We start from the raw sequence: 13,655 nt of genomic DNA, 5'->3' as shown, positions 1-13,655 counted from the left end.
CTGCGGAACCGCCACCGCGTTTCGCGATCGGCTCCGGCGGCGGGGTTCAGGTCGTGGCGAAGCGGTCGAGGGCGGCCAGGATCGTGGCGCGCATCGCGTCGCTGCCCAGGTGGCCGGCGTCGTCGACGACCTCCAGCGTGGCATCCGGCCAGGCCCGGGACAGGTGCCAGGCGGTGTCGAGCGGGCTGCTCAGGTCGAGGCGGCCGTGGATCAGTACGCCCGGGATGCCGGCGAGGCGGCCGGCCTCGCGGATCAGGACGCCCTCGGGCAACCACGCGCCGTGCGAGAAGTAGTGCGCGGCGATCCGGACCAGCGCCGTGCGGGCCGCCGGCGGACGGCCGCCGTACGCGTCGGGCCGGCCGTTCGGTTCGCCCCCCACCACCGCGTCCTCCCACGCGCACCACTCCCGTACCGCGTGCTCGCGCACCGCGGGATCCGGGTTCTCCAGAAGGCGGGCATAGGCCGCAACCGGGTCGTCGCGCTCGGCCTCGGGCACCGCGTTCCGAAAACGCTCCCACTCGGCGGGCAGGAAGCGGCCGACGCCGCGATACAGCCAGTCGATCTCGACCCGGCGGGTGGAGGTGACGGCCGGGATGACGATCTCGGACACCCGCTCGGGGTGGCGCTGCGCGTAGGCCAGGATCAGCGTCGATCCCCACGAGCCGCCGTACAACAACCAGCGTTCCAGGCCCAGGTGTTCGCGCAGCCGCTCGATGTCCGCGAGCAGGTGCTCGGTGGTGTTGTACCGCATGTCGGTGTCCGGATCGCTCGCGTGCGGTGTACTGCGCCCGCACCCGCGCTGGTCGAAGAGCACGACGCGGTAGCGATTCGGGTCGAACAGTTGCCGCACCCCCGTCGAACACCCCGACCCCGGACCGCCGTGCACGACGAGCGCGGGCTTACCGGCGGGATTGCCGCAACTCTCCCAGTAGACGCGGTTGCCGTCCCCGACGTCGAGCATCCCGTGCTCGTAGGGCTCGATCGGCGGATAGGGGACGGTCACGGTTGTTCCTTCGGTCGAAGGGGCGGATGGGCGGGGGCCGACGACTTCGGTAACCCTCGGCCGGTTGATCGACGAAGCACCGACCGCCGTGGATCGGCGCCCGACGCGGGAGCGGATCGCCGCCGCCACGGCCGCACACGAGGAGCAGCCGCGTTCGGACCCGCTCCCGAAAGGGACCGGACCCCTCAGCGCCCCGGCTCGAACGACTCGACCCTGAACCCCGCCGGCAACATGCCCGAGCCGATCGTCCCGGCCAGTTGCCGGGCATCCGCCTCCGTGTAGGTGCCGGCGATCACCGCGGCCCCGGGGATCGCGGATCGCACCATCGGCGCGACCAGCACCCTACCGTCCCAGACGATCGCAACCCGGTTGCCGGGCTCGTCGCGCCGGGCCGCGTCGGCGGTGAGCGCGGTGAAGGCGGCCTGGCCCTTCTCCGTCCAGTCGAGCCGTATCTCCCAACCGCCCGAGCCCTGCGGCGCCTTGGCCTCCGCCTTCGCCACATCGGCCCCGGTGATCACGGCGGGCGCCAGCGTGAACTTCTCCGTCGGCTTGTCGTCGCAGGCCACGATCGGCGCCGCGGGATCGTCCACGCGCGGCACCGCCGGATCGCCGCACTCCGGCCCGCCCGAGGGGGTCGCCGTACCGCCCGTCCCCCCGGTCGTGGGCGGGTACGGCGTCACGGCCGTCACGGCGCGCACGCTCAGCTGCCCGGTGTGCGCGATCGCCGCGAGTCGCCGCCGGGTGTCGTCCCCGGACGGGTTCACCGCGATCCGCACCACCAGCGCGCCGTCGCGCACCGTCACCGACTTCACCGGCAGCCGCCCCGCGCTCGCCCGTTTGCGAATGGTCTCCGCCGAGGCGGCCAACTGCCGTTCGTCCAGCGCGCGTTCCGGGACCAGCCGGGCCTCGGCGAAGACCCGACCGGCTGCCTCGTCCACCGGCCCGGTGTGGTCGCCGTCCTTGAACGTCACCGGATCATCCGACGAGCACCCGGCCACCCCCAGCACGGCGGCGACGGCGACGGTGGCGACGAGGGACCGGGCGGCGCGGCGCGTACGCGTTGGCTGAGTCACCCGCCACACCATGCCGGCTCGCCGAGCCGGTCGGAAACGCCCCCGCCGCCGGCGAACCCGCTCCGGGAAGGCCCCGCGTCCGGCCGATCCAGGGATGATCCCGGCCGAAAGGGGCACTGGTCCCGGATGTGATGCCCGCCGGTCCGCCCGGGACGGACGCGCGCGGCCGAGTCGACGTGCGAGGAGACAACCGTGCTGGACAACCGCAACCTCCGTGAGCTGATCCGCCGGTGGCGGGCCACCCCGCAGAGCACCGTCGCGCTCTTCGCCGAGGCCGACGCCGCGATCCGGGCAACCCTCGCGACCAAGGAGCGGGTGTTGTATCCGGCGGTTCGCAAGGCCGACGAGCAGCGCGCCGGCCACGTCGACGCCGCGATCGCGCAGGGCCGCCGGATCGAGGCGTTCCTGGACTCGGCCACGCGACTCGGCCCGGAGGGCGCGGGTTTCCACGACGAGGCGCAGGACGCGGCGTCCGCGATGGACGGCCTCCTGCTGCACGAACAACGCGACCTGCGCCCCGCCCTGGACCACCTCACCGAGGACGAACAGAACCGCCTCGACCGCGACTACGAGATCGCCTGGGTGGAGGAAAGCACCAGGGCCGCCGCCCGCCACCGCGCCTAGGGCCGTCCTCGGCCCCCGGCCGCCCGGCCGCCCGGCCGCCCGGCCGCCCGGCCGCCCGGCCGCCCGGAAATCGTCGCCCTCGGTCGTGGTCGCCCCGCTACCCTCGCCGGCGTGAACAATCGCGAGCGCAAACGACTGTCGACACTGCTGGTGGCCGCCGCCGGACTGGGCCGGCTCGCGGCGGCGACCGCCGCGTTGCGGGCGGGCGCCGATCCGGAGCGGGCCGACCGGCACGGCACCACGCCCCTGTACGCCGCCTCGGTGCACGGCGCCGCGGACGTGGTGACGCTCCTGCTCCGGGCCGGCGCCGCGCCCGACACCGAGAGCGGACACGGCACCGAGGGCACCCCGCTGTGCGCGGCGGCCTGCTGGGGGCACACCGAGACCGTCCGGGAACTGCTCGCCCACGGCGCGGATCCCCGCCTGCGCGAGGACCACGGCACCGGACACACCCCGCTGCATTGGGCCGAGGCCGGCTCCCACGCGGACACGGCGGCGGTGTTGCGGACGGCGATCGCCCGGGCGGATCACAGCGCGACGGGGCGGTAGGCGAGGGCGCCGACTCCACCCGCAGCCGCATCGGTTCGTCCGCGCTCGGCTCAGCCGGTGAGCTTCTCCACCTCGGTGACCACCAGTTCGCACATCTCGTGGGTGCGCAGCACGTCGTCGAGATCGGGGAACACGCCGGTGCGCACCGCCTCTGTGAAGGCCAGCACGAGCTGCTCGATCCCGCGCTGCCGGGCGATCGGCGTCCAGTCGCCGCGCCGCCGGGCCGTCGGCAGGCCTCGGTCGTGGTCGACCACGTCGGCCAGGTTGTACACCTCGCGCATCGTGTCCCGGCCGGAGACCTCCAGGATCTCCTCGTTCGACCCGCTGCGGAGGTTGAGCGTGCCGATCGCACTGAACCCCGCGCCGGACAGGTGCAGGACGAAGTGCTGCGCCAGGCCGTCCACGACCCGTGCCCGCACGTCGACGTGCTCGATCGTGCCCGGTGCGAGGAAGCGCAGCGTGTCGACCACGTGGATCAGGTCGTCGAAGACGACGGTGCGCACCTCGCGCGCGGTGTCGACCCGGTTGCGCCGCACCACGATCAGATCGCGCGGCAGCTCCCGGCTCGCCGCGTAGGCCGGCACGTGGCGACGGTTGAAGCCGACCATCAGGCCGACGCCGCGCTCGCGGGACAACTCCAGCAGGCGCGCGCTGTCGGCCAGGGTGTACGCCAGCGGCTTGTCCACGAACGTCGGCACGCCCGCCTCCAGCAACCGGGTCACCAGCGCCGGGTGCGCGGAAGTGGCGGCGTGTACGAAGGCGGCGTCCAGCCCCCCGGCGAGCAGCCCGTCGAGGTCGGCGTGGCAGTGCTCGGCGGGTACGCGGTACGCGGCGGCGATCCGGCGCAGCGTCTCGGGCGTACGGGTGTGCAGCCGCAGGTCGAGGTCCGGCAGCGTCGAGAGGACGGGCAGGTATGCCTTTTCCGCGATGTCGCCCAACCCGATGACGCCGACCCTCATCCGAACTCCTCGCGTATGCGCGCCGCCGGGCCGGGCGCCCGGGTCATGGCGTGGTCAGCATAGGGGTGCCCTCGGCCGGCACGGCTCCCGGATCCACGCTCGCCGGCTCCGGCTCGTGTTCCGCGCGCGGGCCCGACGGTTCGGCGGCGGCCGCACTGGGCGCCTGGGTCGCGATCGGGGCGGCGGGGGCGGGGCGCGGCGGGGCGGGAGGCAGGTCGGCGGGGCGGACGTAGCCGTGTACGCCGCTCCGGCGGTCGGTGACCGCGAGCCACGCACGGGCCTGGTCGGGTGCCGCGGCCGCGTCGGTGGTCGAGGTGTGCGCCACGGTCAGTACGTCGCCGGGGTGCACGATCGCGACCGCGGCGGAGTGTTCGGAGGGGTTGTGGCGGACCACGACGTGGCCCGCCACCACGAGGCGGTCGTCGCCGGTCACCACGACCGCGGTGCCGGTGTCGGGGGCCGGCCCGGCGGCGGCCGCGGATCCGGTGAGGACGGCGGCCGCGACGAGGCCGGCGGCGAGTGCCCGGCGGAGGATGATCACGTTCGGCCCAACGACCCGGGCGCGCGTGGGCGACGGGCGCACGGCGGTCTCCACTCGAATCGGCGACCGGCTCGCGGTCCGGGGCCACCCGGATGGCATACGGCCGAACGGCCGACGCGGGCCGTCCGAGGCCGGCTCGGGTCCGGTCGGCGGGCCTGTGTGCGACCGGGTCCGGGGACGGTCGCGGCGCGGGGCGCGGTTGCGGGGCGGGGCCGGCTCGACTCTCCTGGAACCCTGGGCCGTCTTCCATTCCCGACCCGCCGCCCACGGCCCCGTCCCCACCGCCCCACCCGGACCGCGCCCGACCCGCGCGCCCGGGCTTCCGCCATGAGCGGGGGCGATCCGCGAGTCGCGCGGCGCAGCCGTTGCCGCGAGTCCCGCGAGTCGCCTCCTGGTGCCAGAGACCACCGAGTCAAGGGAGAGTCTCCGTGAGCGTGCCACGTACCGCGATCGTCATGCCCGGTGTTGGCTCCTATGTGCCGGGCGCGTTGCGCCGGCTCCAGGATCGGCCCGCCGTCCGCGACACCCTGGACGAGGTCGACGACGCGGTGGGCGACAGGGCCACCCTGCCGGCGTCGCGCCTGCTCGTCGATCCCCACGCGCCGGACGCGCACGAGTTGATGGATCGGCACGAGTTGGCCCTGCATCTGGCCATCTACGCCGGGGCGCTGGCCGCGTTCCGGTTGTTGGAGGGCGACTTCGGGATCCGTCCCGATGTGCTGCTCGGGCACAGCCTGGGCGAGATGGCGGCGCTGGCCGGGGCCGGGGTGTTCACCGCGGGCGACGGGGCGCGGTTGTACCTGGCGCGGGCCGCGGCCTGCACGCTGCACACCAGCGATCCGGGCGGGCTGCTCACCCTGCGGCTGGCCCCGGGGCACACCCTGGAGCTGCTGTGTTCGGCGCAGTTGCCGGGGCTCGACCTGGCGTGTGACAACTCGGCGAAGCACACGGTCGTCTCCGGGCCGGACGAGTCGTTGGCGACGTTCGCCGCGTTGGCCGAGCGGCGGGCGGTGGCCTCGAAGCCGCTGACCGTACGCACCCTGTTCCACAACCGGTTGCGCGAGTCGGCGGCGACCGAGTGGCGTCGCCTCGGTGGCGACGTCGGGTTCCGTGCTCCGCGCTATCCGGTGTACTCGCCGCTGCTCGGGCGCGACTACGCCGACGAGCGGGAGTTGCGCGACGGCGTGGTCGGACAGTTGCGGCACCCGGTGCGCTATCGCAACGCGGTGACCACGTTGCGGGAGCGCGGCATCGAGGTGTTCGTGGAGACCGGTGCCCGGGACGTGCTGGGGGCGTTCGCGCGGGCCGCCGATCCGCGGGTGCGTACCGCGGTGCCGGTGGCGGCCGGCGCCGATGTGGCCGGCGTCGCGGGCACGCTGCGCGCGTGCGGGTTGTTGCCCCTCGACCCGGCCGCGCTCGCGGATCCGTCGGGGGTGCCCACGGGCTGAGTGCGGGTGACGGCGGCGGTGGCGACGAGGAGGGAGCGGCTTGCACAGGGATGTCGATCCGGCGGACGACGAGTTCGACGTGGGCGGACTGCTCGGCGCCGACTCGCGGTTGTCGGTGCGTGCCCGACTGCGACTGTTCCACCGGGTCCTGGCCGAGACCAAGGCGCCGATCGGCATCCTCGACCCCGAGTTGCGCCACGTGTACGTCAATCCGGCGATGTCCGCGATCGACGGTCGGCCCGCGAGCGAGCAGGTGGGGCGGTCGATCGCCGAGGGCTTTCCCGGTCTGGAGGTGCCCGAGGACCTGCTGCGCGCGGTCCTGGCCGACGGGGTCGCGCGCGAGACCACGATCAGCGGCGTCACCACGGGGCACGGTCTGCCGCAGAAACGCTGGTGGCATGCCGCGTATCACCGGCTCGACGACGAGAGCGGGGTGTTCGGCGTGGTCGGGATCCTGATGGAGACCACCCGGTCGCGGCGCACCCAACTGGCCCTGGACCAGGCGCACCGTCGGCTGGCGCTGCTGGACCGGGCCGCGCTGGAGATCGGCACCACCCTGGACACCGACACCACCTGCCGCGAACTGGTCGAGCTGTTGGTGCCGGTGCTCGCGGACGTGGTGGGTGTGGAACTCTTGGAGCCGGCCGACCCGGACCAGGACAGCGGTCGCTCGCGCCCGGCGCCGGACACCGTGCGGCTGCGCCGGGCCGCGTGGACGGCGATCCCGGAGTTGCGCCGGCTCAGCGCCGTTCTGGGCCGGCCCGGCGAGCACATCGACTATCAGCCGGGCGCCGACGTGGCGCGCGTGGTGCGCACCGGCGCCACCGTGGTGGACAACCGGCCGCCCGACCACCGGTTGCGGGCCACCGCGCCGGACGCGTCGCGGGTGGCGGTGTACCGGGAGGCGGGCATGCACTCGGCGCTGATGGTGCCGTTGATCGCGCGCGGGGAGATCATCGGCACCCTCAGCCTGATCCGGGCCGGCGCCTCGCCGCCGTTCACCGAGGACGACGTGGAGATGGCCCGCGATCTCGCGTACCGGGCGGCGACGTGTGTGGACAACGCGCGGCGCTACTCGCGCGAGCACGGTGTCGCGCTGGCCCTGCAACGCGCGCTGCTGTCCCGGCCCAAGGTGCCGCACCCGGACGTGGAACTGGCCACGCGGTATCTGCCCGCCGGGCGCAGCGCGGAGGTGGGCGGCGACTGGTTCGACGCGATCGCGCTGCCGCACGGGCGCACGCTGCTCGCGGTCGGCGACGTGATGGGGCACGGCGTGCAGGCGGCGGTGGACATGAGCCACTATCGGGCGCTGCTGCGGGTGTTGGCGGCCGGTGGGTTGGCGCCGGAGGAGATCCTGGCCCGCGCGGACCGGATGAGCCAGGAGGCGGAGTTGGATCGGGTGGCCACGTGTCTGCTGGTCCTGATCGACCCGCGCGCGGGGATCTCCACGTTCGCCAACGCCGGGCATCTGCCGCCGCTGCTGATCGCGCCGGGCGGGGCGAGCCGGTTGTTGCGCCTGCCGACCGGCCCGCCGCTGGGCACCGGATGCGGGGGTTACGCGTCGTACATCCGGCCGGACGTGGCCGGCGGGGTGCTGATCCTGTACACCGACGGCCTCGTGGAGCGTCGGGACGAGGACATCGACGCGTCGTTGGCCCGCCTGGCGGGGGTGCGGCTGGCGCCGGACGCGCCGTTGGAGTCGCTGGTGGACACGATCCTGGACCGGCTGGTGGTGCCGCCGGTGGAGGACGACATCGCGGTGGTGGCGGCCCGGTTGTCGGACGCGGGCTCGACGGGGGAGCGGTAAACCCCTCGGCCGGCGCGTTCCACCCCCACGCTCGGCGTGATCCACCGTTCGGCGGCGAGCGGTGGCGGGTGGTTGGGCGGCTTTTTACGTTCCTTGTAGCGGAACTCCCCCTTGAACCCGGTCTGTCGGGTTCGGGTTCCGGCTGTCCATTGGAGGACGAAATGCGCTGTGCCCGTCTCGCCGTCGTCGGCACGATCGTCGGTCTCACCGTGTGCGGTTCCGCAGGCGCGGCGTTCGCCGCCGCGCCGATGCAGGCCGATTCCGGTCGCCCCGGCGACACCGTGTTGTTGTCGGACGACAAGCACTGCACCGCGAACACCGCGACCGCGACCTCGGAGGCGTTCACGTCCGCGGTCACCCTCACCCGTTCCGGCGACGAGGTCAAGGGTCAGGCGACCATCAAGGACGTGGCCACCGGCGACTACGAGGTCAAGGTGGTCTGCGGTGAGGGTCAGGAGTTGATCGGCAGCCTGCACGTGATGGGCGGCGCGCCGACCGCGCCGTCCACGGCCGGCCTCGGCGGCACCCAGGGGACGGACCCGGCGCTGCTCGCGGCGGGTGGTCTGGTGCTCGCGGGCGCGGCCGGAACCGGCTTCGTCGCGCTGCGCCGTCGGGCCGCGAACCCCACCTGAGCGATGGCCGGTTCCGTACCCGAGGCACCCGAGGGCGCCGCGGATCGGCAGCGCCGACGCAGTGGCCGCCGCCTGCTCTGGGCGGCGGCCACCGGCGCGCTGGCGATCTGCGGCACCGGACTGTTGTCCGCCGGGTTCGACGCCGACCGGCCGCCGCCGCGCCCGCCCGCCGCGGCGGCCGTGCCGATTCCCGGGCCGGATCCGGCGCCGGTGGCCGCGACTCCGGCGCCGGTGGCCGCCGCCGCCGAGGGGCCCGCGCCCGCGTCGGAGCCGGCGCCGATGCGCGCGTCGGTCCCGATCCGGATCCGGATTCCGGCACTGGACATCTCGGCGCCGCTGGCCCGGGTCGGCCTGGACAAGGACGGCGGCATCGAGGTGCCCGCGCAGAGCGAGCGCAACCTGGCCGGCTGGTACCAGGGTGGCGTCACGCCCGGGCAGAAGGGCACCGCGTCGATCGCCGGGCACGTGGACACCGCCGCCGGCCCGGCGGTCTTCTATCCGCTCGGCGCGCTCCCGCGCGGGTCGCGGATCGAGATCGATCGTGAGGACGGCAGCGTCGCGGCGTTCGAGGTGGACGGGGTCGAGGCGTTCGCGAAGGACGCGTTCCCCACCGCGCGGGTGTTCGGCGACGCGACCAGGCCGGAATTGCGGCTGATCACCTGCGGTGGTGCGTACAGCAAGAAGAAGCATTACTCCGGCAATGTCGTCGCTTTCGCCCATCTCGTCCCGTAAGCGGGTCGTATTGGTGGACCGCGGGTGGGCATGCGGTCGCTTCATTACCTGCGGGGAATTGGGCGGCGACCCCGACCGGCATTTCTTGATCATCTCTACCGGCTGGATTTTGGGTCTTGCCAATAAAAAGCAGAACTGGAAATAATCCGTTCACCAATCCATACGGCCCTACCCGGCCGGGAGAGGAGACGTCATGATGCGTCTCGCCGACCGCCTGCTCAACCGCGTGGCCCAAAAGGTCACCGCCGAAGCCGGCTGCTCGAACTACTACTACTGCCAAAACGGTTACTACTACCTGCGGCAGTGTTGCCTGAACGAGGGCTGCCACACCGTACTGATCGCCAAGGGCTGCTGATTCGAGACCGGTGAAGACGCTGCGGGCGGGCCCCGAGCCCCGCCCGCAGCACTCCGCGAAAGCGATTTCGCAGCGACAGAATTCCCCGACTCAATGATTTCCGAGCGGGAGCGATTTGCCGTCGATATCGGGACGCCCGACCCACGAGGCCGACGTCCCGCGGATCGCTCGACACCGCTTCCGGCATCGCATCGCGCACGCACCTTCGTCGCACCCCGACCGACGAATTGGACATGCGCCGGGCGATCGGAGGCACGAACGATCCCATCCGACTCGCCGGCGGGCCGCGAGAATTTCGCCGCCCGCCGTTTCCGTGTGCCATAAAAGGGGGTGCCCATGGGATATGCATATGTGGGCTGCGCTTGTCTGGTCGGCCTGGTATTCGTCGCCTCGGCGGTCTCGAAGTTCCGGGATTTCGCGGGCTTCGTCGCGTCGGTGCCGCACCTGGTGCCGATGCCGATCGAGCGGGCCCGGCCGATCGCGATCCTCGTGGTGGCGGCGGAGACGGCGGTGCCGGTCCTGGTCGCGGTTCCACCCCTGGGCGCACTCGGGTTCACGGTCGCGGCGGTGCTGCTGCTCGCCTTCACCGTCGCGGTCGCCGGCGCGCTGCGGCTCGGCCGGCGCTCCTCGTGCCGCTGCTTCGGCGCCTCCGACGCCCCGCTCGGCGCGCGCCACCTGGCCCGCAACGGGGTCCTGCTCGCCGCCGCCTGCGCCGGCGCCGCAGCCGCCGTGCCGGGCGGTGCCACCGATTCCCCGCCGCTCGCCGGCGGCGTGGTCGCGGGCGCGGCGGGCCTGGTCGGCGCACTCCTGATCATCACCCTCGACGACATCGTCGACCTGTTCGCGAGGACTGCCTGATGCCCTACCTGGTCGCCGCCGTGGTCTTGCTCGCCCTGATCACCGCGGTCAATCTGCTGCTCACCCTGGGCGTGATCCGTCGCCTGCGGGAACAATCGACCCCGCCGCACGGCGGCCACGCGCCCGCGGACCCACCCGCGCACGGGCTGCCGCTCGGGGCGCGCCCGGAGGTGTTCACCGCGACCACCGCCGACGGCGAGCAGGTCCGCGACTCCGACGTCTACGGCATGGTCGGGTTCTTCTCCGCGCACTGCACGCCCTGCCACACCCTCGCGCCGCAGTTCGCCGAGCAGGCCAAGGTCATGGGCCGGGACCGGGTGATCGCGGTGATCGCGGACACCGACCCGGAGTTGGCGGCCCTCCTCGCCCCCGTGGCCCGGGTGATCGTGGAGGACTACGACGGCGCGGTACAGGCGGCATTCCACAACAGTTGGACACCGTGGGTGTACCTGCTCGGGCGGGATCGACGCGTGGTGGCCGCCGGCGGCCGGATGGCGGACCTGTTCAGCGAAGCCCCCGCGTGAGCGGACGGATATCCACCCGCGAGGCGGCCGGCGCCGCGCGGGTGGGACTGGCGCTGATCCTGCGCGCCGCGCCCGGCCGGGCCGGCGCGTCGCTGGCGGCCACGATCGTTTCGGCCGGCCTGCCGATCGCCACCGCGTGGGCGACCAAGCTGGTCATCGACCGGTTGGCCGACCCGCACGACGCGATCACCGCGCCGGCGCTCGCGCTCGCGGGCATCGGGCTCGCCGCGACCGTACTGCCCGGGCTCGGGCGCTATCTGCACGCGCAGATCGGCCGGGCCACCGGTGTGCTCGCCACCGATCGACTCTTCGGCGCGGCCGAACGCCAGGTGGGGCTGCGCCGGTTCGAGGACCCGGCGTTCCTGGACCGGCTGCGGCTGGCCAAGCAGAGCACGACCGACTTCGGCGGCCTCGTCGACGGCGCGGGCAGCACCCTGCGGGGCACGCTGACCCTGGTCGGCTTCATCGGCTCGTTGTTGATCCTCAGCCCCACCATGACCGCCCTGGTGCTGGTCGCGGGCGTGCCGGTGCTGATCGCCGAACTGCGATTGTCCCGCATGCGGGCCGGGATGCTGTGGGACAACGAGCAGGCACACCGCCGGGAGTTCTTCTACGGCGGGCTGCTGACGGGTGTTCAGGCGGCCACCGAGATCCGGCTGTTCGGGATCGGGCCGGTGCTGCGTGCCCGGATGTTGGGCGAGCGGCGGCGCGCCGACCAGGCCGAACGGCGCATGGACCTGCGCGAGTTCGTCACCCAGGCGGCGCTGGGCGCGCTCGGCGCCGCGGTGGCCGGCGGCGGTCTGTGGTGGGCGGTGACGGCGGCCCACGACGGCGGGCTCACCGTCGGCGACGTGGTGATGTTCGTCGCCGCGCTGACAGGTATCCAAAACGCGCTCAACACCCTGGTCGCCTCGATCGCCGCCACCTACGGGCAACTGCTCGGCCTGACCCACTACGTCGCGGTGACCCGAGCCGAACCCGACCTGGTCTCGGCGACCGCCGGCCCGGCGGTGGTACCCGCGCCCGGGGCGGGCATCGAGTTCCACGACGTCTGGTTCCGCTACAGCGACGAGCACCCCTGGGTGCTGAACGGGGTCGACCTGAGCATCGCGCACGGCCGCGCGGTGGCCCTGGTCGGGCTCAACGGCGCGGGCAAGAGCACGCTGGTCAAGCTGCTGTGCCGGATGTACGACCCGACCCGGGGTCGGATCACCTGGGACGGCGTGGACCTGCGCGAGATCCCGCCCGCCGCGCTGCGGGAGCGGATCAGCGCGGTGTTCCAGGACCACATGAACTACGACATGAGCGCGGCGGAGAACATCGCGCTCGGCGACCCGGCCCACCTCGACGACCGGGACCGGATCGAGGCCGCCGCACAACGGGCGGGCATCCACGAGAAGCTGGCCGCGCTGCCGCGCGGCTACGACACGCTGCTGACCAGGATGTTCTTCAGTGAGGCGGACAAGGAGAACCCGGACACCGGCGTGGTGCTCTCCGGCGGGCAGTGGCAACGGCTCGCCCTGGCGCGGGCGTTCATCCGCGTGGGACGGGATCTGATGATCCTGGACGAGCCCGGTTCGGGCCTGGATCCGCAGGCCGAGCACGAGGTGCACACCCGGATGCGCGAGTACCGCGAGGGCCGCACCAGCCTGCTCATCTCGCACCGGCTCGGCGCGGTGCGCGACGCCGACGTGATCGTGGTGCTGGCGGCCGGCCGGGTCGCCGAACACGGCTCGCACGAGGAACTGCTCGACCGCGAGGGGCACTACGCGAAGCTGTTCCGGCTCCAGGCCGCGGGATATCAGGAGGCGAAGTGAGCGCAAGGGCACACGGGCGCACGATCGTGGTGGCCGGGACGGCGGCCGGGGCGCTGGGCGGGGCGGCGCTGCTGCTGTGGGTACGGCGGCGCTATCTGGTGGCCACGGTCGAGGGGCCCAGCATGGAGCCCACGCTCGCCCCGGGTGATCGGCTCCTGGTGCGGCGCGGTGCCCGGGTCCGGGCCGGTCAGGTGGTGGTCGTCCTGGTGCCCAATCCGGCGACGCTGCCCGGACTGCCGCCCGAGCTGCGGGAGTTGACCCCCGAGGAGCTGGCCGCGCTGCCGATGCGGCCGGAGTCGGCCCCGCGGCCGGCCGGTCGGCTGATGATCAAGCGGGCGGTGGCAGTGGGCGGCGATCGGGTGCCCCGGGAGCGGTTCCCGGTGCTGCGCGACGTGGCCGAGGAACGGGTGCCCGAGGGAGCGCTGGTCGTGCTGGGCGACAACGCCGCGTCGAGTTGGGACTCGCGCGCGTACGGCTTCGTGCACCGCGACCAGGTGGTCGGCGTGGCGGTCCGCCGGATCGCGCCGCCGGGCGGCGCGGCACGCACCACGCGCGAGGGGCTGGCGTGGACGGCACCGGCGTACGAGGATGGGGGCCTGCGTGAAACGGACACGATGGACGGCGCCTGGCGCGGGCTCGAACCTCGTTGGTTCGACGCGTACCGCGACTGATCGCGGCGGCTGACCGCCGCGGCTGAACCACCTCGGGCGAATACGCCGAATGCGGCGAATGT

15 protein-coding genes are annotated in these 13,655 nt (G+C 73.6%); 11 read left to right on the top strand and 4 right to left on the bottom strand.

Annotated features, from left to right (window positions below):
* Positions 1-46 precede the first annotated feature (46 nt).
* Positions 47-1,003: a prolyl aminopeptidase gene (gene pip, locus B4N89_RS33285; RefSeq protein ID WP_078980182.1), complete on the bottom strand. Its 957-nt coding sequence runs from the start codon at positions 1,001-1,003 to the stop codon at positions 47-49.
* A 185-nt stretch (positions 1,004-1,188) separates the two neighbouring features.
* Entirely contained in the window at positions 1,189-2,076 is an 888-nt protein-coding gene (locus B4N89_RS33280) for a SecDF P1 head subdomain-containing protein (protein ID WP_143658172.1), read from the bottom strand.
* Between the two features lie 192 nt (positions 2,077-2,268).
* Between B4N89_RS33280 and B4N89_RS33275 the strand changes: the two genes are divergently transcribed.
* Complete coding sequence (locus tag B4N89_RS33275) at positions 2,269-2,700, top strand: hypothetical protein (RefSeq protein WP_078980180.1); 432 nt, start codon at positions 2,269-2,271, stop codon at positions 2,698-2,700.
* Positions 2,701-2,811: 111 nt separating this feature from the next.
* A complete protein-coding gene (locus B4N89_RS33270; RefSeq protein WP_078980179.1) occupies positions 2,812-3,249 on the top strand; it encodes an ankyrin repeat domain-containing protein in 438 nt (145 codons plus the stop codon).
* A gap of 50 nt (positions 3,250-3,299) precedes the next feature.
* Here B4N89_RS33270 and B4N89_RS33265 read toward each other — a convergent pair whose 3' ends face one another.
* Positions 3,300-4,208 (bottom strand): Gfo/Idh/MocA family protein, encoded by a 909-nt coding sequence (locus B4N89_RS33265; protein ID WP_078980178.1) that lies wholly within the window; start codon positions 4,206-4,208, stop codon positions 3,300-3,302.
* Between the two features lie 43 nt (positions 4,209-4,251).
* Positions 4,252-4,749: a hypothetical protein gene (locus B4N89_RS48120; RefSeq protein WP_143658171.1), complete on the bottom strand. Its 498-nt coding sequence runs from the start codon at positions 4,747-4,749 to the stop codon at positions 4,252-4,254.
* Between the two features lie 428 nt (positions 4,750-5,177).
* On the opposite strand from B4N89_RS48120, the gene B4N89_RS33255 reads away from it, so the two are divergent.
* The 9 genes from B4N89_RS33255 (at position 5,178) to B4N89_RS33220 (ending at position 13,593) form a co-directional block, all read left to right on the top strand.
* Positions 5,178-6,197: an ACP S-malonyltransferase gene (locus B4N89_RS33255; protein WP_161500908.1), complete on the top strand. Its 1,020-nt coding sequence runs from the start codon at positions 5,178-5,180 to the stop codon at positions 6,195-6,197.
* A 40-nt stretch (positions 6,198-6,237) separates the two neighbouring features.
* The gene (locus B4N89_RS33250; RefSeq protein WP_235619061.1) at positions 6,238-8,004 is read left to right on the top strand and encodes a SpoIIE family protein phosphatase; all 1,767 of its coding nucleotides are present in this window, start codon (positions 6,238-6,240) and stop codon (positions 8,002-8,004) included.
* Between the two features lie 161 nt (positions 8,005-8,165).
* Positions 8,166-8,636, top strand: coding sequence for a hypothetical protein (locus B4N89_RS33245; protein ID WP_078980175.1), 471 nt, complete (start codon positions 8,166-8,168; stop codon positions 8,634-8,636).
* A 3-nt stretch (positions 8,637-8,639) separates the two neighbouring features.
* Positions 8,640-9,368, top strand: coding sequence for a class F sortase (locus B4N89_RS51850; RefSeq protein ID WP_078980174.1), 729 nt, complete (start codon positions 8,640-8,642; stop codon positions 9,366-9,368).
* A gap of 193 nt (positions 9,369-9,561) precedes the next feature.
* Positions 9,562-9,723 (top strand): hypothetical protein, encoded by a 162-nt coding sequence (locus B4N89_RS50150; RefSeq protein ID WP_161500907.1) that lies wholly within the window; start codon positions 9,562-9,564, stop codon positions 9,721-9,723.
* A gap of 336 nt (positions 9,724-10,059) precedes the next feature.
* Positions 10,060-10,581, top strand: coding sequence for a MauE/DoxX family redox-associated membrane protein (locus B4N89_RS33235; RefSeq protein ID WP_078980173.1), 522 nt, complete (start codon positions 10,060-10,062; stop codon positions 10,579-10,581).
* On the top strand, positions 10,581-11,105 hold the full coding sequence (locus B4N89_RS33230; RefSeq protein ID WP_078980172.1) for a redoxin domain-containing protein: 525 nt from the start codon (positions 10,581-10,583) through the stop codon (positions 11,103-11,105). The genes B4N89_RS33235 and B4N89_RS33230 overlap by 1 nt, the downstream gene beginning before the upstream one ends.
* Positions 11,102-12,922: an ABC transporter ATP-binding protein gene (locus B4N89_RS33225; RefSeq protein ID WP_078980171.1), complete on the top strand. Its 1,821-nt coding sequence runs from the start codon at positions 11,102-11,104 to the stop codon at positions 12,920-12,922. Before B4N89_RS33230 ends, B4N89_RS33225 begins: the two co-directional genes overlap by 4 nt.
* On the top strand, positions 12,919-13,593 hold the full coding sequence (locus B4N89_RS33220; RefSeq protein ID WP_235619060.1) for a S26 family signal peptidase: 675 nt from the start codon (positions 12,919-12,921) through the stop codon (positions 13,591-13,593). Before B4N89_RS33225 ends, B4N89_RS33220 begins: the two co-directional genes overlap by 4 nt.
* Positions 13,594-13,655: the final 62 nt, after the last annotated feature.

Source organism: Embleya scabrispora (assembly GCF_002024165.1).
GTDB lineage: Bacteria > Actinomycetota > Actinomycetes > Streptomycetales > Streptomycetaceae > Embleya > Embleya scabrispora_A.
Note: the sequence above shows the minus strand (reverse complement) of the source record. Positions and strands in the feature narration are given on the sequence as shown.